Annotated in this window: 20 protein-coding genes; 6 read left to right on the plus strand and 14 right to left on the minus strand. The window is 58.4% G+C overall.

The genetic code is table 11. The features are described from left to right. Positions 1 to 42 precede the first annotated feature (42 nt). On the plus strand, positions 43 to 387 hold the full coding sequence (locus tag AACL53_RS15820) for a response regulator (RefSeq protein WP_339085494.1): 345 nt from the start codon (positions 43 to 45) through the stop codon (positions 385 to 387). Between the two features lie 22 nt (positions 388 to 409). On the opposite strand, the gene AACL53_RS15825 is transcribed toward AACL53_RS15820, so the two are convergent. From AACL53_RS15825 to AACL53_RS15835, 3 genes are read right to left on the minus strand one after another with little or no spacing between them, the layout of a single operon-like run. Then, positions 410 to 1,435, minus strand: a complete 1,026-nt coding sequence (locus AACL53_RS15825; RefSeq protein ID WP_339085495.1) for a sensor histidine kinase — start codon at positions 1,433 to 1,435, stop codon at positions 410 to 412. A 2-nt stretch (positions 1,436 to 1,437) separates the two neighbouring features. Further along, complete coding sequence (locus tag AACL53_RS15830) at positions 1,438 to 1,884, minus strand: response regulator (protein WP_339085496.1); 447 nt, start codon at positions 1,882 to 1,884, stop codon at positions 1,438 to 1,440. 4 nt (positions 1,885 to 1,888) lie between these two features. Then, entirely contained in the window at positions 1,889 to 3,370 is a 1,482-nt protein-coding gene (locus AACL53_RS15835; protein WP_339085497.1) for a CHASE3 domain-containing protein, read from the minus strand. Positions 3,371 to 3,903: 533 nt separating this feature from the next. Here AACL53_RS15835 and AACL53_RS15840 point away from each other — a divergent pair. Next, positions 3,904 to 4,176: a hypothetical protein gene (locus AACL53_RS15840; protein ID WP_339085498.1), complete on the plus strand. Its 273-nt coding sequence runs from the start codon at positions 3,904 to 3,906 to the stop codon at positions 4,174 to 4,176. Between the two features lie 243 nt (positions 4,177 to 4,419). On the opposite strand, the gene AACL53_RS15845 is transcribed toward AACL53_RS15840, so the two are convergent. The 9 genes from AACL53_RS15845 to AACL53_RS15885 all read right to left on the minus strand — a co-directional run bounded on the left by AACL53_RS15845 (position 4,420) and on the right by AACL53_RS15885 (position 13,287). After that, the gene (locus AACL53_RS15845) at positions 4,420 to 4,674 is read right to left on the minus strand and encodes a GlsB/YeaQ/YmgE family stress response membrane protein (RefSeq protein ID WP_339085499.1); all 255 of its coding nucleotides are present in this window, start codon (positions 4,672 to 4,674) and stop codon (positions 4,420 to 4,422) included. Between the two features lie 200 nt (positions 4,675 to 4,874). Continuing rightward, the gene (gene egtD / locus AACL53_RS15850) at positions 4,875 to 5,837 is read right to left on the minus strand and encodes an L-histidine N(alpha)-methyltransferase (protein ID WP_339085500.1); all 963 of its coding nucleotides are present in this window, start codon (positions 5,835 to 5,837) and stop codon (positions 4,875 to 4,877) included. After that, positions 5,837 to 7,075, minus strand: coding sequence for an ergothioneine biosynthesis protein EgtB (egtB, locus tag AACL53_RS15855; protein WP_339086962.1), 1,239 nt, complete (start codon positions 7,073 to 7,075; stop codon positions 5,837 to 5,839). Before egtB ends, egtD begins: the two co-directional genes overlap by 1 nt. 220 nt (positions 7,076 to 7,295) lie before the next feature. After that, a complete protein-coding gene (locus AACL53_RS15860; RefSeq protein WP_339085501.1) occupies positions 7,296 to 7,742 on the minus strand; it encodes a VOC family protein in 447 nt (148 codons plus the stop codon). A gap of 124 nt (positions 7,743 to 7,866) precedes the next feature. Further along, entirely contained in the window at positions 7,867 to 9,234 is a 1,368-nt protein-coding gene (locus tag AACL53_RS15865) for a glycosyltransferase (RefSeq protein ID WP_339085502.1), read from the minus strand. Positions 9,235 to 9,244: 10 nt separating this feature from the next. Continuing rightward, positions 9,245 to 10,279: a glycosyltransferase gene (locus tag AACL53_RS15870; protein WP_339085503.1), complete on the minus strand. Its 1,035-nt coding sequence runs from the start codon at positions 10,277 to 10,279 to the stop codon at positions 9,245 to 9,247. Positions 10,280 to 10,315: 36 nt separating this feature from the next. Continuing rightward, entirely contained in the window at positions 10,316 to 11,065 is a 750-nt protein-coding gene (locus AACL53_RS15875) for a bifunctional 2-polyprenyl-6-hydroxyphenol methylase/3-demethylubiquinol 3-O-methyltransferase UbiG (protein ID WP_339085505.1), read from the minus strand. 60 nt (positions 11,066 to 11,125) lie between these two features. Further along, complete coding sequence (locus AACL53_RS15880) at positions 11,126 to 12,421, minus strand: ABC transporter ATP-binding protein (protein ID WP_339085506.1); 1,296 nt, start codon at positions 12,419 to 12,421, stop codon at positions 11,126 to 11,128. Between the two features lie 14 nt (positions 12,422 to 12,435). Then, positions 12,436 to 13,287 carry an ABC transporter permease gene (locus AACL53_RS15885; RefSeq protein ID WP_339085507.1) on the minus strand — a complete coding sequence of 284 codons (852 nt, stop codon included), beginning with the start codon at positions 13,285 to 13,287 and terminating at the stop codon, positions 12,436 to 12,438. Between the two features lie 490 nt (positions 13,288 to 13,777). Here AACL53_RS15885 and AACL53_RS15890 point away from each other — a divergent pair, with 490 nt between their 5' ends. Further along, complete coding sequence (locus AACL53_RS15890) at positions 13,778 to 14,854, plus strand: hypothetical protein (RefSeq protein ID WP_339085508.1); 1,077 nt, start codon at positions 13,778 to 13,780, stop codon at positions 14,852 to 14,854. On the opposite strand, the gene AACL53_RS15895 is transcribed toward AACL53_RS15890, so the two are convergent. Further along, the gene (locus AACL53_RS15895) at positions 14,838 to 15,878 is read right to left on the minus strand and encodes an LLM class flavin-dependent oxidoreductase (RefSeq protein WP_339086964.1); all 1,041 of its coding nucleotides are present in this window, start codon (positions 15,876 to 15,878) and stop codon (positions 14,838 to 14,840) included. The genes AACL53_RS15890 and AACL53_RS15895 overlap by 17 nt on opposite strands. Positions 15,879 to 15,892: 14 nt before the next feature. Then, positions 15,893 to 16,564 carry a TetR/AcrR family transcriptional regulator gene (locus AACL53_RS15900; RefSeq protein WP_339085509.1) on the minus strand — a complete coding sequence of 224 codons (672 nt, stop codon included), beginning with the start codon at positions 16,562 to 16,564 and terminating at the stop codon, positions 15,893 to 15,895. Between the two features lie 200 nt (positions 16,565 to 16,764). Between AACL53_RS15900 and AACL53_RS15905 the strand changes: the two genes are divergently transcribed. Genes AACL53_RS15905 through AACL53_RS15915 form a run of 3 tightly spaced genes read left to right on the plus strand, consistent with a single transcriptional unit; the run spans position 16,765 to position 19,867 of the window. Beyond that, positions 16,765 to 18,798 carry an FUSC family protein gene (locus AACL53_RS15905; protein ID WP_339085510.1) on the plus strand — a complete coding sequence of 678 codons (2,034 nt, stop codon included), beginning with the start codon at positions 16,765 to 16,767 and terminating at the stop codon, positions 18,796 to 18,798. Next, on the plus strand, positions 18,795 to 19,001 hold the full coding sequence (locus tag AACL53_RS15910) for a DUF1656 domain-containing protein (protein WP_339085511.1): 207 nt from the start codon (positions 18,795 to 18,797) through the stop codon (positions 18,999 to 19,001). The genes AACL53_RS15905 and AACL53_RS15910 overlap by 4 nt, the downstream gene beginning before the upstream one ends. Further along, positions 19,001 to 19,867: an HlyD family secretion protein gene (locus tag AACL53_RS15915; RefSeq protein ID WP_339085512.1), complete on the plus strand. Its 867-nt coding sequence runs from the start codon at positions 19,001 to 19,003 to the stop codon at positions 19,865 to 19,867. Before AACL53_RS15910 ends, AACL53_RS15915 begins: the two co-directional genes overlap by 1 nt. Positions 19,868 to 20,015: the final 148 nt, after the last annotated feature.

The raw sequence follows: 20,015 nt of genomic DNA on the forward strand, positions 1-20,015 counted from the left end.
TTCCGAGATGGCCCGGGGCGGAGCGAGCGAGAGCTGAACAGTTTGGCGCGTATTCTGATCGTCGAGGACGAGGCTCTGATTGCAGAGCTTCTCGGGATGTATGTCGAAGAGCTGGGGCACGAGGTCGTCGGACCTGCGGCGACCGTCGAGCATGCGCTCTCGCTGTTGAATGACGGCCGCCCGGATTGCGCAATTCTGGACTGCGCGCTCGGACCGCAGGAGAGTACGCCGGTTGCGGAAGTACTCGCGAAAGCGGCCGTTCCTTTCGCATTCGCGACGGGGCGCGGCGCCGACTCCTTGCCGAAGGACTTCAAGCAACGTCCGATGATCACCAAGCCCTACATCTTCGAAGATGTAGAGCGCGTGTTGGCGGCTATGGTTTCCTAACCGGCATTTGACGACCGGGATTTCATAGGGGGAAGGAAAGCGCGGCGCTGGTGCCATGCGTCCCGGCTGTGAATCGCAGCTCTCCGCCAAGGTTCGTTGCCATCGAGGCGATAACTTTCGAACCCAGCCCCGTGCCGCTCGGCGTCTGCGCATTCAGCCCGACGCCATCGTCTTCGACGGCGAGCGAGCCCCGGCCACCTTCGGTCGTGAGGATGACGCGGATTTCGCCCATCCGGTTTTCCGGGTAGGCGTATTTATAGGCGTTCGTGACAAGCTCGGTTGTTATGATCCCGAGCGAAACGGCCTTGTCGGTCGGAAGAAGCAATTTTGTGCAGTCGAGCCGAATAGAATGGTTTCGCCCCTCGTCAACCATCGCGGCTTTCAGATCCTCGACCAACCCGGCCAGGTAATCGCAGACATCGACGTTACGAACGTCCGGCGACGTGTAAAGCCGGCGGTGGACACTGGCGATGGCGATTATTCTTCCCTGCACGCGGGCGAGAAGATCGCGCGCGGATGCGTCCTTTATCGAGTTACGTTGAAGCCCGACGAGGCCCGCCACGATCGCGAGCGAATTAGCGACCCGGTGATTGACCTCCTTCAGCAATAGCTCCGCCCGGTCACGCGCGAGGCGAACCTCCTGATCGGCGGCCTCCTTTTCGCGGCGCAGCTTTTCTTGATCCAGCGCCGTTGCTATGGCCTTCGCAAGCAGCTCGCGAAAGTGGCCTTGGACGTCTTTCCAGACGTAGTCCACGGCGCCCGATTTCAACGCGGTGACTGCGATGTGGCTGTCTTCCGACCCCGTCACATAGATCACGGGGGGAGCGCCGGGGAGCGTGCGAATGTCTTTCAGGACCTCGAGGCCCGTATGGCCCGGCATATGATGATCCAGCGCAACAATGTCGAAGAGCCGGCTCGTCATAAGCTCCAACCCCTCGGGGCCGGACGCTGCAATCACGACGTCATATCCGCGCGTTTCAAGCGTCTTTTGAACCAGCCTCGCAATGCCGGGATCGTCATCGATGTACAGGACCGTCGAGCGTGACATTGTCACTGGGTTTCCGGAACCTGTATCACGGAGAAGAACAATCCGAGCTGCCGAATGGCGTTGGAGAAGCTGTCGTAGTCAACCGGCTTCGTGATGTAAACGTTTGCCCCCAGGTCATAGCAGCGTTTGATTTCGCGCTCGTCGTCAGTCGTCGTCAGGACGACCACCGGAATGCGGCGAGTATGCTCATTCGCTTTGATTTTTTCGAGGATACTGACGCCGGTCATGTCGGGTAGGTTGAGGTCCAACAACACCAATAAATGCCTCTTGGAGCTGACTTCGCCACTGCCATCGGGTCCAAACACGTAATCCAGGGCATCCGTTCCTGTCGTGAAAGGAAGAATTTCGTTATTAACGCCCGCCCGCCGGATATTCCGCTCGATGAGCCGGGCGTGCCCAGCATCGTCTTCGATCATTACGATTCGTACTGCGTCGCCGATGTTCGTCATTGGATCATTGTCCCCGGGTGTTCAACTTGCTCGGCAGCGTCACCCGGAATGTGGTGCCACGACCTAATTGCGATGTCATCGTTATTTCGCCGCCTAGCCTTCTGACGAGGGTCCGGACGTGGGCGAGGCCGATGCCCTCCCCTTGCTGATCCTGGGGTCCGGCCCGGCGGAAGAGGTCAAAAACCCTCTCCCGGTCCTCATCCCCAATGCCGCGTCCGTTATCTTGAACCTCAATGTCGACGGCACCCCAGCGGTGCGAGACCTGACTGATCTTGATGACCGGCGGGCGATCCTTGGCGCGATATTTCAGGGCATTATCCACGAGGTTTCCGAAGATTTGCTCCAGGGCGAGCCGATCTCCCTCGATGGAGGCGAGAGGCTTCACAACGCGAATTTCTCCCCCGGCGGACGAAACGCGGTGCTGCACGCTGTCGGCGACTGAATCGAAGAACTCGGCGAGGTTTATCCGTTCCGGCGCCAGCACCCGCTGCCCTTCACGGGAAAGCTTCAATATAGCTTTTATGAGGCCATCCATTTTTTGGGTCGAGGTACGGATGAATCCGATGGATTCAGGCATATCCGTCGTCACCGCAGCTTTCGCCGCTTCGGCAGTCGCCAGGACATCGATCTGAGGATCTTTCGTCAACGCCTGCAGCGTCTCCAAGCTGGCTTCCAGCTCGCTCGTATATCCCATGACGTTTACGAGCGGGGCTCGCAGGTCGTGGCTTACGATGTAGGCGAACCGTTGGATCTCTTCGTTGGCGCGCTGCAGATCGGCCGTTCTTTCCGCGACGCGATTTTCCAGACCAGTGTTGAGTTCCTGAAGTTCATTGCGCGCCGAAACGAGCTGGCGCGTATACCTGACGATGGTCGCGATGCTTCCCAGGGCTGTAAGCAGAATGAAGATGCCTGCTAAAAGCGAGAACTCACGAGCCGCCGAGGAGTCGACCCGCTGCTGCTCGACGCCTTCGCTCAGTTTCTTATCGACGCGCTGAAACGCTTCTCCGATCAAGACGCGGATGTGATCCATCAGATCCTTACCGCGATCGCTCTTGACGATATCGAGAGCTTCGGAAGGCTTGCCTGCCTTGAACGCGCTAATGGTCTTCGCTAATTCCGCGAGCTTGTCGTCAATCGCCTTGTCGATTTCCTCGATCGCCGGGCCTTCATCCGGATTTTCACTGAAAGCCGCCCGAACATCTTTGAGACGCTGCCCGATATCCGCGATGGCGGTCTCGTATGGCTTGAGATAGCGATCTTCGCCGGTCAGCAAATATCCGCGCTGCCCTGTTTCAGCGTCCTGCACCGTCGACAGCAATCGCACGAGGACCGTACGCTGTGCGCGGGCCTTCAAGACATTCTCGGTCGTCGACTGGGTGCGCTGAGCAAGCCAGAACGATGCCAACATCAACAGCAAGAGGGCCGCGAACCCCGCGGCGCCAAAGGCATATGTTGTACGAAGAAGTCTTTGAGGGTTGGGGGGCATCTCGCTCTTGGCGATACTTCAGAGGGAAGCCTTACTTACCAAGTGCATTTCCGTGTGGCTAGCCGCCAAGCATCGTGCCGCCGAACAATATTAATTACGGAATCGTCACTTCGCGAGGCCGGGCTCCCCTTCACTGCGTCTATGCGGGAACCAACTTCGACGATCCATTGTTTCTCTTCTACGTTGGGGTCGCGCCGCGAGGCCGTATGGAGGCGGTACTGGTTCCGGCCAGCGAAGCCGATCACGCACCCTGAGGATCTAACCGTCATGAGTGAGTGCGAACAGGACGACGCCCGGAAGGCGTTTTTATTCGTCAATTCGGCTCGCACACTGAGCGCAGTCACGCTCGATCGCGAGGGACGCAACTTACCGCATCCCGCAATTTGCCGATGGAATTTTAAGGGTGAATTCCCGTTGGGCGTACAGGAAGTAACGCCTTTCGGAGTTGACCCGGAACCAATACTTCGCGGCGTTGCCGCGAATGGCTATTTCGTCTGGCCCGTTGAAAATTTGCAGCCGTTTGGAACATCCCAGTGAGTTTGAGTAACTTGAGTAACCGGCGTCTTCCGCGCAAGCGGTCGGAGATCGCTCCCGCTGACGAGCATCAGAGCCACTGGGTCGAGATCTTCAAAGATCGAGTGACCGAACCTCTGAAGGAAATTCTGCAAGAAGATATGGATTGGATGACGTCTCGGCCGATCCTCGAGCGTCTCAACCGCTTGCACGATGTCGAACAGGCGCACAGGGGCGATACCGATCACGACATCACTCGTCCTTCGGCCCGAAGACCAGGATCCAGCAAATAATTGCGCCCGCTATCGACTGCAGGGCGAGGATGATTTCAAGCGGCAAGAGGTTCGGCGTCATGGCGTTTTTCCTTTTCCGTTCCTGAAAAAAACGGGGTGGCGCCTAGGTCCATTCCTGCTCCGCCTCAAGGCCGTTGTGGATAAGAGCCGAATGTCTCGAAGACCTCAAAGATCCGCCTGAATAAAAAAAGCGTGCGGTCGACGTGGTTCGCCCGCACGCTTTCATTCACTGGGCGATCGTTCTTATGCGCGCCGGACCAAGCCCACGACAAAAAGAAGGATGAGTGATCCGATCACGGCGGCCACGATGTTTCCGGCTGTCGATTCCGTATAAAGCCCCATGCTTTGCGCGAGAATGCCGGCGATACCGGCGCCGAGAATGCCGATGATGATGTTGCCGATCAATCCGAAGCCATACCCCTTGACGAGAAGACCCGCGAGCCACCCCGCGATTGCACCGATGACTATCCAGGCAAGAATCGATTCTGGGGCAAGCATGTGTTCCTCCGTGTTGTGAGCTGTTCCCGACAAGCCTCCGTCAATGCCTAGACGCGTCATTAAGTTCCACAACGCAGGGAACCGGCTGCTCAGTGCCGGGTATGCGACGCCAGACATCGGAGTTCGCCTAAGGGCGTTGCGGCGCGTAGGAGTTCAGAAAAAAACAGGGAATAGGTTTCGCGCCGCCCGATGGACGATCCTCAAGTCAACTCGTGAACGCTGAATTGGTTATCGGGGTCGGTCCAAACGCGGTTGGTTTTCCAACCGGCCTTCTCTGCAAGTTCGCGGAACTCGGGAACAGTGTATTTATAGGAATTCTCGGTGTGGATGCTTTCGCCGTCAGCGAAATGAAACAGACGGCCGCAAACCGTGATGTCCTGCGAGCGATCCGTCACGAGGTGCATTTCAATGCGGCCTGCGCGTGGATTATAGAGAGCCTTATGGCGGAATGCTTCCAGATCGAACGTGCCGCCGAGATCGCGATTGATGCGTAAGAGCAAGTTCAAATTGAAGTCTGCGGTGACGCCGGCCGCGTCGTTGTAAGCGCGGATAAGGACGCGCGGATCTTTCTTCAAATCGACGCCGATGATCAGTCGCCCGCTCTGTCCCAGAACTTTCCTGAAGTTCGACAGCAGCCGGACCGCCTCCTTTGGCGCGAGGTTTCCGATCGTCGATCCCGGAAAAAATCCGGTTATGCGCGAATTCGAAAACTCCTTCGGAAGCGTCACCAGCTTTGAAAAATCGGCAACGACCGGCCGAATCTCGAGCGCCGGATAGCGCTCCACCAGTCGCGCTACGGCGTCAGCCAATGCCGCTTCGGAGACGTCCAGTGGAACATAGACGACGCGATCAGCGATCCGGTCGAGGAGGATCTCGGTCTTGATGCTCGAGCCTGAGCCGAACTCGAGAAGTACGTCGCCGGCCGAAAATCCCTCAACGACTTCCGCAGCACATGCTTGGAGGATTCCGATCTCGGTCCGCGTCGGGTAATATTCAGGAAGCTGCGTGATTTCTTCGAAAAGGCTGCTCCCGCGCGCATCATAAAAGTAGCGGCACGGAAGCGATTTCTGCGTTCGCGACAATCCTTCGATGACGCTCAGCCCGAAGTCCGAAATCGTCGTATCGCTTGCGGACAACCTTTCAAGCGTTGGCATGTGACGCATTACTCGACCTCCGCCGCGAGGCGCAAGCCGATGAACTGCCAGCGCTGATGAGGATAAAAGAAGTTGCGATAGGTCGCGCGGGAATGACCCGACGGCGTTGCACACGACGACCCGCGCAGGACGTGCTGTCCGACCATGAATTTTCCGTTGTATTCGCCTATCGCGCCGGCCGGCGGCCGATACCCCGGATAGGGAAGATACGCGCTTGCCGTCCATTGCCAGACCTGGCCGAAAAGCTGCTTCGACCCGGCACCTTGCGAGGCATCGCTTCTTTGTGGCCGCAGCACGCTTGGCAATTTCGCCGTCTGTTTGGGAGTTGCGTTGGCTGCGACTTCCCATTCGAATTCCGTCGGCAAACGCTTACCGGCCCACCGCGCGAACGCATCAGCCTCGTAATAGGAGATGTGCGTAACGGGCTCGGCACGCGCGACGGGAAGCAACCCCTGGAGCGACATCTGGGACCAGCCGCCGTCTGTCTTTTCCCAATAGAGCGGGCTTTCCCAGCCCTCGCGATTGACTGCCGACCAGCCGTCCGCCAGCCACAACGTTGGCGTCACGTAGCCGCCATCTTCTATGAATGCCAACCATTCGGCGTTGGTCACCAGCCTATCCGCGAGCTTGAACGGCTGCACCAGCGCGTCGTGCGACGGCAGCTCGTTGTCCCATGAAAAGCCTTCACCGGAATGGCCTATTCGTACGATGCCACCCGTGAATTCCGTCCACCTCAGCGGCATTGCTTCGGCGATGTCGAGCCCGACGGGCTGCGCCTGATAGGCGGGGCGCAACGGATTTGATGCAAAGAGCGCAAGAATATCGGTGAGCAGCAGTTCTTGATGTTGTTGCTCGTGATTGATGCCGATTTCGATGAGCCGGCTGATCTCATCACGATCGAAATCGTCTCGCGCAAGAAGACGGCGAAGACCCTCGTCGACGTGCTGACGATACGCGAAGACCCTCTCCGACGTCGGCCGCGTCAGCATCCCGCGCTTGGGACGCGGATGGCGTGGGCCTAGCGTTTCATAATAAGAGTTGAAGCAGTAATTGAATTTGTCGTCGAAGACTCTGTAATCGGCCAAGTGCGGCCTTAAAACGAAATTCTCGAAAAACCAAGTTACATGCGCCAGATGCCATTTGGTGGGACTGGCATCGTCGGACGCTTGCACCACCATATCTTCAGCTGACAGCGGTTCGGCGAGGTTAAGAGAGTGTTGCCGAGTCTCGAACAGACGAGCTTCCAGCGCTTCGCTGACACGCGCATCCGCCCCATCATCAGATTGCGAAAACGAGACGTTGCTTTGGTTTTGGGGAGCCTTATCGGCCGCAGGATGTTCCAAACGAAATTCTCTGGAGTTTTAACCCGCGCCGCCGCGCGCAGACCGCTGAGACCAAACCGTCAAACGCCATCCCATCCTGGATGGTTCCCTAACCCGCTGCAATAGCGAACATAGATAAGCGGCTTCATTTCTTGGCCGCCGCATTACCATCATGTTTCGCCTCGGTTTTTTCGTGTTTCTCGCCGTATTTCATGCCCTCGAGCTTGATGCCGTCGGGGTCGAGAAAGAACACCGCGTAGTAATCTTCGTAATACTCATCGGCAGGATCCACGATCGTGACGCGGTGCTTCTTCAAGTACGTTTGGAGTTCATCGACGTCTTTTCTGTTTCGTAGCTGGAAGGCGTAGTGGTGCAGACCTACGTCGCCGGTTCTGTGCATGTGCTTTCGTCCAACTGCGTCGGCTTGAGAAATCCAATATCGCGTTTTCCCGTTCGTCCAGCCGATCGAGTCTTCGTATTCGTCCAAGACATCGAATCCCAAAAAATCGAAAAGCCCGCTGTAGAAGGCCTTCGATTTCGAAAAGTCGCTCACGCGGACGGAGATATGGTCGATGCAGACGACACGCGACATGGGTGCTTCAGATCCTTTCGAGTGCACCGATCCGCTCTAACAAATCCGGCCGGCCTCAATCGATCTGCAAACCCTTCTGCCACGGTGGAGTTCCGAGGCGGCGCCCGGAATAAGCCCGGCTCTTTTAGTTGCGACCCCGGTAGATCGCGTCGAGTTCCCGCGCCATATCATCGAAGGTTCGTTGCGGGCGAATATTGCGGCGAAGCCTGCGGAGCTCGCGTGGGGCGGCGAGAACGTACTCAATCGTCTTCGCTAGCTCCGTTGCGTTTCCGGGCGGAAATAACAATCCATCGACGTCATCTCGAATTCGCTCCGCGATCCCTCCGAGGCGACTGCCGATCACCGGAAGTCCTGCGGCCATAGCCTCATAGACGGCGAGCGGCCCCGTCTCGAGGCACACCGACGGCACCAGGCAGGCATCATGCGTGACGAGTTCGTGGAGCATTTGCTCCGCAGCAACGACCCGCGGCGCGCGTAGTCGTTTGTCTCCTGCAAACGGCCCGAGCAGGCGCTGGCCATACTCGGAGTTCCAGCCCGATCCGAGCAGTGAAATGGATATGGGCGCCTGCTGATCGATTTGTCTCAAAGCGCCGAGGATCGCTTCTATTCCTTTGACGTCGCTGCATCGCCCCGCGAACACTAGCCGCAATGGCCGCGCATCAGTGAACGTCTCGCACTTCCGCTCGCCGATCGCGACAGGCTCTTGCGAGACGCCCATTTCGACGAAGGCTATTTTTCTTTCGGGGACGCCGTTCCGGCGGAGGACGTCAGCGATCCACCGAGACTGGATGTGGAAGACATCTATCAACTCGATTGCCGATTGAAACGAAGTGATAAAGGCTTTGGTCATCGAACGCGACGAGATGAGGCGACCGATGAGGGTCCCATCGCCTCCGCTGCCGTCTCCGACTTCGATCCGCGCGATGAGGTCTGCGAGTTTCACCGGCATGCCGCGATTTGCCAGCCGGCAGCGCGTGCAGCGAGCGATTTCAAGACGTCCGTCGCAAGGCGAGAAGCCGTTTTCCAGCAGGCCGGTTTGCGGGCATGATATGCCTCCGGTGTGGTAGGTTACGACTGTCCGCGCACCGATCGCCTTTGCGGCCTCGAGGTGCAACATGCCCGCGGCGAGACCGAGCGTATGAAAGTGCACGACGGCAGGCGTCGTTTCTGCAAATAATTCGCGAACGCCGGGCGCGGCATCCGGACGACGCGCATAATAAGCTTTTCGGCCCGTGCCCAGAACGGGCGGCAGCATGCGTACGTCCAGCGGAGACGCGATAAGAGGAGATGGCGCCTCACAATCGCCGAGGGCTTGATTCAGGACGACGATGGATTTCCAACCGAGATTGGTCTGTCGCTTTGCCAACGCGCGCACGAAGGTATTCGAGCCGCCACCACCCGTGACGCTCGATGCGCCGAGCAGGTGAAGACAGGTCGGCGCGAAAGTGCCAGATCGCCGTTCCACCTCGCCGACGTTCAAGGTTGCGGGCATCGACGCAGCGCTAAGCCGGGTTTTCAGACACTACGTTTCGCAGTGCCGGCCGCACCGATTTATGCGGTACTGAACCATGCGCACGAACGCTCTCAACCGTTCGATAAATTTGCTTCTGATCGCTCGTCATCAATCCGGGCAGACGCAGCGCGGCGAGCAGCGACAGGAACGATTCCCGCGTCAATCGGCGAAGCAGAACGTGCTTGAAGATGCGAGCACAGCTAACAGCCGCCGCGCGCCCCGGAGATTCGAAAGCTGCGATAATCTTCGTGTATTGACCGGTGACCGCAAACCCCTCCTCGAAGCTTGCGAATAGGCGTTTCGCATAAGCTGTTGTCAGCCGCGACGGCGTGATGGCGTGCTTGAACCTCAGTCTTTCGCTGAAAATCAGTTTGTATCCAGCGCACGCCACACAAGCGGAGATCTCAATATCTTCTCCGGAAAGGAGCTTCTCGCCTTTCCGCCCGCTCAGCATGGGAAACCCCGGCAACGTGTATAGAAATGCGATGAGATCTCGCCGCGTGACGAGGCCGGCGCCCCAAAGGGCATCGACCTGTCTTTCCGTTTCCGGTGCATCGGGCAGACGCGCAATTCTCGATATTGGAACGCCAACAGCGAAGCCCCAGGAGAACGTATAAAACCAGGGCGGCAGGCCATCCGGGTTCGCCGGAGTCGAGCAGCCGCCTGCCGCCCCGATTGTGGGATCCTGCATGATCCTCACGGCGTTGATCAGGTAGTCTTCGGCGAGCCAATTATCGTCGTCACAGAACAGGATGACGTCGAATGATGCAGCGCGCGTTCCGGCACGGCGCGCGTATGACAGGCCGGGCTGCGGCTCCCAGATGATCGTGAAAGCGAAGCAGACGTTTCCGCAATCGGTCCAAGCCGCTTTCGCCCGCTCCGCCGTGTCGTCGCTCGAATCATTGTCGACGAGAATGATCTCGACCGGAAACTCCGCTTTGCATCGAGCCAGCGCCTGGATCGTTGGCGGAAGACGCTCGGCGCTATTGTGAGCGCAAATGACGACAGAGATGCCGTTCGACACTTGGTGTTCCTATCCGACGCTGCGGGCGTTCGTACGTCAGCGGATCGGCAGCCGCATTCCGAAGCGTTTGCCTACCGATCGGTTGAGCAGTCGCAAATAATGAGTCGGATGATATTTGCCCTGAGAGAGGTCCAGATGCCGCTTCGCGATGGGTGAATCGGGAAAATCCATGTGCGGTGTCATTTCGGGATGAATGAGATGCTGGATGCGCGGCTCCCTGCCTGCGTTTTCGGGATCGAAGCGCGCGGAAAAGATATTCTGCCGGTACCAAGGTTCGATCATGCTGTCGCTCCAGATCATCGGTCGCACATCATCTTGGCAGACGAAGCCACGCTCGTTGAATAGGGTTTGCCAGTATGTCGGCCAGCGGCAGTTCACGTGATGCTCGCCGCGCTGGCCGGGTGCTGCACCGGAGAAGAATATAACCTCTCCGTGCGTGCAGAGCGTCCGCACCAGGGTAGCGGCCCATTCCTCGTGAAGATGTTCTGCGACCTCGAGACAAAGTACGACGTCGAAGCGCCTGCCGAGCCACACAGGTTCGCGCAGGTCAAAGATCTTGATGCAATTGGCTTCGACATGAAGCTCTGTCAAATCGGCCGCAACGCCGTCGATGCCCAGCACGTCGTCGATGCCCATCTCGCGCGCGGCACGCAGCCAGTTTCCGACCCCTGCTCCGACATCCAGAAGGCTCGAATATTCGTTCCCGGACAGGAGATAGGCCAGCGCGTGCCGTGCGCCGGAAAGCGAATGCAGGTTGCGGTGAAAGTTGTACGGAATGCTTCTCATGGGAAGATCTCGCCCGGGATATGATGGTGGGAGAATTCTCGATTGACGGACTTCGGGGGCTTACACGCGCGCTTGGAAGTTGGTGGCCACGCACGGCCCAAGTTGTGGAAGCGCCGCGTCGACCGCGCCCCATTCCGCGGGCCAATCGAGGTGACCCAGTGCGGATACTGGCGGACGCAGAACGTGCGCGTCATCTTCTCCGATGACGAAACTCAGAACATCGATCCTGGCGTCGTAGTCTTCGTGCCAGTCGCCGAGCCATGCCGATAGGGAATATCGGCCGGGGCGAATTGGTAGTTGGCGCGCCTCGCATCGCAGAACTCCGTGCGTGAGGCCCTTGACGAGTTTTACGTTTGGATGAAACCGTCCATTGGAGCCCCAGACCGGCTCGCCGGTATCGGCTCGCAGCACAATGCCGCCGACTGCGGTGTGCAGAGGCCGCGGCGACGCAAAATGGATGTCGACGATCAAGTCGCGTTCGACGAGCGCCTCGCTATTCACCTCGATCGCCGAGATCGCGGGCCGCGCTTTATTCTCGTCAAACGAAATCGAATGGGCGGCATCGCTCGCACTAACGTATTGCTTGATGACGGCGTCGACCGAAGCGTCGCAATCGACACGGCCGGCTGCGAGGAGAATGCTTCGGGTACACAGAGCTTTGACTGCCGCGAGGTTGTGGCTGACGAAGATGACGGTTCTCCCCTGTCCGGCGACGTCCTTCATCTTGCCGAGACACTTTCTCTGAAATTCCGCATCGCCGACCGCCAACACTTCATCAACGACCAGAATCTCCGGCTCCAGGTGGGCCGCGACAGCGAAAGCCAAGCGCACATACATGCCGCTCGAGTAGCGCTTCACCGGCGTGTCGAGGAATTTCTCCACTTCCGCGAACGCGACGATTTCTTCGAACTTCCGTTCGATCTCAGCGTGCCTCATGCCGAGAATGGCGCCATTGAGGAAGATGTTTTCCCGCCCGGTCAGTTCGGGATGAAAGCCGGTGCCGACTTCCAGAAGGCTCGCGATGCTGCCCCTGATTTCGACCCTTCCGCTCGTCGGTTCGGTGATGCGTGAGAGGACTTTCAGAAGCGTCGATTTGCCTGCTCCGTTACGACCGATGACGCCGACGACATCGCCGCGCTTGAGCTCGAACGAGACATTTTTCAGCGCCCAGAATTCCTCAATTTCATCGCCTGGAATGAGCTGCCGCCCCCGCGCGACGTCGAAGGCGGTGCGCAAAAATCGCGTCGTCGTGCGCGCAACCACATCACGCAGTGAGGTGTAACTCTCGCGCGGGGCGCGAAGTCCGATGACGTAGCGCTTGCCGAGATGTTCGGCGCGAATGACGACGTCCTTCACCGACGGAACGAAGCCTACACGAGATCCGCGAACGCACGTTCAGCGCCGCGAAAGTATCTGAGCCCGTACCACATCATAAAACCCGTAACGCCGAGGCTCGCCAAAATGCCCGGGACATAGAGTTGGCTCTCGCCCCCGAGAAGGCTCCAACGGAATCCATCGATAACGCCGACGACCGGGTTGAGGCTGTACCAGAACCGCACGTCGGCGGGGATGATGTCGCTCGAAAAGCCGACGGGCGAAACATAGAGGCCGAATTGAATCGCAAAGGGGATAGCATACCGGACGTCTCGGTATTTGACGTTCAGCGCGGTGATGAAGAGGGCTGGCCCAAGGCTCGCCACGACGGCAAATGCAATGAATGCAGGAAGAAACACAATGTGCCAGCCGGGTACAAAACCATACCATGCCATCAAGCCAAAGAGGATAACGAGGTTGATCATGAAATCGACGAGGGCGACGACGCCTGCGGACGCCGGCACGATCAGGCGCGGGAAATAGACCTTACTGATCAGGCTGGCGTTGCTGATGAGGCTGTTCGAAGCTTCGCTGAGAATGCTCGAAAACAGGAACCACGGAAGCATCCCGGCGAACACCAGGATGGGGTACGGCACATCCCCGTCGCTCGGCAGTTTCGCGAGCTTGCCGAACACGACTGTGAAGATGATCATCGTCACCAGCGGCCGGACGATTGCCCAGGCGACACCCATGACTGTCTGCTTGTACCGCACCGCGACGTCGCGCCAAGCGAGGATGGCGAACAGCTCGCGATAATGCCAAAGGTCGGACCAGTAATTCCGCTGGCTTCGCGAGGCTTCGAGAACGAGGACGCGCGTTTGCTCAGATTGTAAAATAGGACAATCCACTCGCTATCAGCTTGTTATGATCGTTTGGCAAAGACGGCGGGTTTTCGGCCTGCCAAGCGGCAAGCGAAAGCATCACAATGTTTGGCTAGGGAGAAAATCTTCCGAACGACGGGTGAAGCACGTTCACCCGCTTTCAGGTCAGCGGCTATTCAACCGCAGATACGAACAATTCTTCATTCGCTGGCAGCGCTTGTCGCAGATAACAACCTCTGCGGTCAACTATATTTTGGCGCCACCTGTGGACACTCCAATTGCCCACCGGTGACCAGTTTCAACTTCTGATGTGAATAAGCGGACCCACTGAATGGCCGTCACAGCGACGTGAAATGAATTATACGATGTATACTGAACGTCAGCAAGATTCCGTCAACCCTGCCGAGCAATACATCTGCAACGATTTATTCCGCGGTCTATTGCTTTCAGAAGCACATCGCATTTTTCGCTAATTTACAGCCCAATCGAGCATTTCTTTAATCAGGAACCTCACGACGTGGCGGCCGACGGTCATAAAGGCAATGGCACCGACACCGTGCGGCGGCTTCGCAAGCTGCGCTTTGCGCAACCGACAGAATCCAGCGAATTCCAGCCGGAGCACCGCGACCTCCCTGTTTTTCTCAGCGCCTCTACTGAGTATCCTCAAGTTGATCCACGAGCCGATGTTTCCCTAGCGCCCGTCGCCGCCGGCTTTGCAGAGACGTTTGCAAAAATCTTCGACGGCTGGAGAGTTGACGCTTGGAGAGATCGTCTAAGCCAACGCTTCGCCGGTCTTTCCTTCGAGCGGTTGCGCCCCAAAGATGCGGAGCTTACCGCGCGGGTTGCGCTCATGTTGCTATTGGTTCCGCTCGCATTCGCTTTAACGCCGAGCCGTTTGCCTCGAACGGCGAAAATCCAGCCACCCGATTTTATATTGGAAGATCGCCTGGGTTTTGCCGAGGGGTTGCGGCAACGATTGGCCTCGCAGAGCGTCTCGTTTCGCCCGGACCGCGAAGGCTTCTCTGCTGTAACTACTGAGGCAGCGACGACCGAAGCACCGCCCGCCGCCTACGAAGGTTCGGAGAAGGCTCCTTCGGCCGAGGCGCCCGCGACGGCGGCTGAAACCGTGCCTGAAACGAACAGCCCCGCATTGCCGGCGATTGTGATGGACGAGAGACGCTGGAGCCTGCCGTTCAACAGTCAGGATTACGCGATCGCCGATTTGCCCGCCAGCCCGCAGGCGTCATTCAAGACGGAGGTAGCACTTTCGAGCTTTCCGGAAGGATTCGGGAGTATTGCTTCTGAGAACGATGACCCGGCTGTCGGTCCTCTCGTCCAAACCAAGCGTCCTGCTGAAAGACGGAAAAGCAGGGTTCTTGCCTATTCCCGGCGTGCTCCCCGGATCGATCGCCCGGCGCCGGTCGTTGTCGAAACAGTGATCGTCCAGCAAGAGAAGCCCGCACTTCCGCCCCTGCTCTTTTTCCTGGGCAATCCGCCGCCGCTGGAGGAGCCTGTTGTTCAACAGGAGACGCCGCCCAAAAGCGAACCGTGGCTTCCACACTCGCTTCAGGACATCCTCAAGAACCAGTACTGATGCTTTCGCGCGCGATAGGAGCAGCCTCAGTTCCGAGAAGCTCTATCGATTTCATCATCGCCTGGTGTTCGGTTGACGCGGAACTCATCTGGAACGTGAAACGCGACACGCCGCCGAGATCGGCGCTCGCTTCGATCATCTTCCGGGCAACGGTTTCGGGATCGCCAATTAGAAATGCGCCGCCGGGCCCGCACATGGCATCGAACTGAGCGCGCGTGACGGGCGGCCATCCTCGCTCGCGTCCGATTTGGGTGAACATGTGTGACCATCCGGGAAAGAATGTGTCTCTTGCTTCGGCTGAAGTCTTGGCGACGAAGCCGAGAGCGTGAACTCCTACTCTTTGGCGTTCCACCGGATGGCCGGCGCGGCGCCACGCCTCGCGATAGAGATCGACAAGCGGGCGGAAACGACGAAATTCGCCGCCGATGATTGCGACCATCAAGGGCAATCCGAGGAGACCGGCACGAACGAAGGATTGTCTCGTGCCGCCGACACCCAGCCACACAGGAAGTTCCGCTTGGCAGGGCCTCGGATAGATGCCCTGCCCGGTAAGTTCGGGGCGAAATTTTCCCGACCAATGAACTTGCGCGTTGGCGCGTATTTGCAGCAACAGTTCAAGCTTCTCGACGAACAACGCGTCGTAATCGTCGAAGCGCAGCCCGAACAAGGGATAGGCCTCGCCGAACGAACCCCGGCCGACGACGAGTTCGGCCCGGCCTTTTGAAATCAGATCGAGCGTTGCGAACTCTTGAAAAACTCGCACCGGATCGGCCGCGCTTAGAACCGTGACAGCGCTCGTCAGCCGGATCGTTTTGGTTCGCGCTGCAGCGGCGCTGAGGATAACGGCCGGCGCGGAATCGAGAAACTCGGGGCGATGGTGCTCGCCGATGCCAAATACGTCGAGCCCACACCTGTCCGCGGTTTCGATTTCTTCAATGAGATTGGCGATCCGGGCGGCGGGCGAGAGTGTCTCATCCGAAGCGCCCGGCATAATTGCCGCAAAACTGTCGATGCCAACTTCCAATCGAGTCGTCTCCGTCATCTGTCTTTGCCGGAAAATATCATGTCGAGTTGCGTTTCAAACATCTCGCCGATATCGACCGGATTGGATTTATCCAAAAATTTGTTGATGACGATGCCTGCCCAAATCGGAGCCAGCAGAAAATGCGGATTCTTTATGAGGCGATCGTCGACCATCTCACCCGACTTTTTTGCCGAAAGCGCGAGGCGCTTGATTTTCTGCACGAGCGGATCGATCACATCGCGGCGATAAATTTCGACGAGCGCGGGAAATCTCGCGCCCTCCGCAATCACGACGCTGGCTATGACCGCGCGGCTCTTCTTCTCGATGTTGTGAATAGACGGGACAAGCGTTCGACGCAGGAACGCCTCGACGCTCTCGCCGGCCGCCCTCTTGGAGTCGTCCACATCTATGTGGGCGTGGACGATTTCCTGCTGAACCACGGCCGAGAAGAGCGCTTCCTTGGCTTCAAAGTAGCGATAGATCAGTCCCTTCGCGACGCCAGCGCGCTTCGCAACGCTTTCTATTGTGGCGTCGGCAAAACCCTTTTCGACGAATTCCGCCAATGCCGCATCGACAATCGCTTGCCGCGTTTGAGCGGTCTTTTCCGGGCTCGCGCCCCGGCGGCGAACGACCGGTGCACGGCGGCGGCCTGCCGGACGCGTCTCCTGTTGTGAAGCCTTCTGCATATGACCTCATGTTCTGCCCGAGCGAGCCTTGGCCGTCGAGCCCTTCGGTTTGCGATTGCGACCCATGCATTAGTTGCATGCTGGAGCGTCAGTGTACGCCTTGACAAAAGTGACTGCCCGGTCATTTATATGCAACAGCTTACGTATTCAAGATCAAACTTTGAGCCGCGGGGTATGCCCTTCGGTCTCCAGGAAATGCGATGGGCTTGCCCACGACACAACAATGGCTGTTCTCCATCAAGACGTTCGCGGCTGCCGTTCTGGCGCTGCTGATCAGTCTTTGGATTGCGCTCCCGAACCCGTACTGGGCCGTTGCCACGGTCTACATCGCGTCCAATCCGCTATCGGGTGCGACGCGATCGAAGGCGATCTTTCGCGTTCTCGGAACGGTCATTGGTGCTACTGCCGCCGTCATCATGGTTCCCAACCTTTCAAACGCACCCGTATTGCTGGTGCTCGCGATGGCAATCTGGATAACGGCTTGTCTCTATATTTCGCTGCTGGATCGTACACCGAGAAGCTACGTGTTCATGCTTGCCGGCTATACCGCGGCCCTGATCGGGTTTCCGACAGTCGATGCTCCAGGCACTATTTTTGACGTGGCGCTAGCGCGTGCAGAGGAAATCATTCTCGGCATCGTCTGCGCCGCCGTGGTCTCAAGCGTCGTCTTTCCCCGGCCTGTCGTTACGGCCGTCGCTCAAAGACTGAAGTCATGGCTGATGAGCGCCGACGCCAGTTCGCGCGATGCTCTCGAAGCGAAGTCCGGGCCCGAAGCCGACGCGCATCGCCTGCGTCTCGCAGCCGATACGGGCGAGATCGAAAATCTCGCGAGCCATCTCAGCTACGATGCGGGCGGACATCCGGAACTGCCGCGTCTCATCCAAGACATCCGGCCGCGAATGCTGATGTTACTCCCGATATTGTCATCCATTTCCGATGGGCTGCGCGAGCTTGCTTCGCTCGGCGATGCGTCGCGTGCGGCACATGCGCTTATCGAGCGCACGGAGCGCTGGCTGACGCCAGAGCGTTCGGCCGAATCGCAGGATGTCGACGTTCTGCGCAAAGATATCGATGCACGCATCGAGGGCCACTCGTCTTCACGGACGTGGCGAGATCTCATCGAGCTCACGCTCCTGATGCGCCTGCGCGATCTCGTTGCGATCCGCGGCGATTGTCTGCACGTGATGACTGCCATGGAAGGGAATACCGAGCCTCGTTCGAACGATTTCGCTTATCAGATTGCCGACCTTGCCGATCCAGTTCGCCATCGCGACCGAGGCTTGGCGCTCGCTTCCGCCATCGTCAGCTTCGCGACAATCATCGTGTGCTGCACCTTCTGGATTTTTCTTGCATGGCCGGAGGGCGGAGCGGCAGCCATGATGGCCGCCGTCGCGGGAGCGCTGTTTGCGGCTCAGGACAATCCGGTGCCGTCCATTGTGGCCTTCGCCAAGTGGGCCGTGATCGCCGCGATCTTAGCCGGCGTATACGTGTTCGGCATTCTTCCGCACGTCCACAATTTTGAAACTCTCGTTCTGGCCTTGGCGCCGGCGCTTCTGATGACGGGGTTGTTCATATCAAAGCCCGAAACGCTGCTGATCGGTCTTTCGATGGGCATCAATTTCATGGCGACGCTCGGTCTCCAAGTCACCTTCAACGTCGATGCCGCCGCATTCATAAATTTGAGCATCGCGACGACTTTCGGCGTCGGGCTTGCTGCCGTCATGACGTCTCTGCTGCGCACAGTCGGCGCCGAATGGAGCATTCGACGCCTCGAGAACGCGAACCGGGTCACGCTCTCGGAAATCGCAAATTCCGATGACCCTTCCAATGATGGGCGTTTGACGGGACTGATGCTCGACCGGCTCGTGCTCTTGGCTCCGCGCGCAAAGGCCGCCGGTCACAGGCTTCCCGATGCGATCGGTCAATTGCGACAAGGCTTCAACATCGTCGACCTTCGGCGCGCGCGCGCAGATCTCACGACGTATTCGCGACGCAGAATCGATGCCGTTCTCATCAGGTTGAAGCGGCGCTATCGCGACGGCCAAGAGGTTCAGGCGTCGGATCTTCTTCTGACTGCGATCAACAGCGCCATCGATGCCGTGCGCGACGAACAGGGTGTTTCAGCGCGTAAGGCGCTTCTTGGACTTGTCGGGTTGAGGCGCAGTCTCTTCCCCGGAGTATCGCCACCGCCCGACTTGCAGCATACACCCGAACTTTTGGAGGCCGCCGAATGAACGCCGAGATCAGCATCTTCGGTGTCCTCGTGCCATCCGTTCTCGTTTGCGCGGTCGTTGCGTATTTAGGGATGGCCGTCGTTGCACGCTGCCTGCGCTATGCCGGCGCCTACCGCTTCGTCTGGCATCGATCGCTTTTCAATCTCTCCGTGTTTGTTTGCCTGCTCGGCTTGAGCGTCCTGCTTCTTACGAAGGTTTACTAATGACTTCCCTGTTGGCCAAACTCGGCCGCTTGATCACGACACTCATGATTGTCGGGTTCGCCCTATTCATCGGATGGCGGCTTTGGGTCCATTACGAGCTCGAGCCGTGGACGCGCGATGGACGCGTCCGTGCCGATATCATTGAGATCGCCCCTGACGTCTCCGGCCTCGTCAGCGAGGTTCTCGTGCGCGACAACCAAGTCGTGAAAAAGGGAGACATTCTCTTCCGCATCGACCGAGATCGCTTTGAGCTGTCGCTGCGGCAGTCCGAAGCCAATGTCGAGGGCCAGAAGGCGACGCTCGATGCTGCCCAAAAGGACCTCGTGCGTTATCACAACATGAGCAACATCGCGGTCAGTCAGCAAAAGGTCGAGCAGGTAACCGCGATCGAGGCAAAAGCCGAAGCGGACTTGCATCGCGCAGAGGCTGACAGAGACGTGGCGAAGCTCAATCTCGAGCGGTCCGAGGTTCGCGCGTCGGTCAACGGTCCGATCACGAACTTCGACTTGAAGCCCGGAAACTACGTTACGGCCGGCAAGGGCGTCGCTGCGCTCATCGATCAGGATTCTCTGCATGTCGACGGATATTTCGAAGAGACGAAATTGCCGCTCATTCACGTGGGCAACCGAGCGACGGTGCATATGATGGGTGAAGATCGGGACATCATCGGCCACGTCGAAAGCATCGCCGGCGGCATTGAAGATCGCGACAGAACAGATGGCACGAACCTGCTCGCCAACGTCAATCCCACCTTCAGCTGGGTGCGCCTCGCGCAGCGCATTCCCGTGCGCATCGCGCTGGACCATGTTCCGGAAGGACTGCAGCTCGTGGCCGGCCGCACGTCGACTGTGGTTATCAACCCCTAACCAATCAAGTGAAGCGGTTCGGCGCGACTGCACATTGTCGTTGAGCAGTTTTCGTTCGTCCAACTGTCGTCATTCCGCCGCCTCGCCGTCAGATATATCGTGAAAAGCCGAAGGGCTAACATCGATGTAGACTGACTGTGTGTCGAAA

The sequence above is a fragment of the Hyphomicrobium sp. ghe19 genome (assembly GCF_902712875.1).
In the GTDB taxonomy this organism is placed as follows: domain Bacteria; phylum Pseudomonadota; class Alphaproteobacteria; order Rhizobiales; family Hyphomicrobiaceae; genus Hyphomicrobium_B.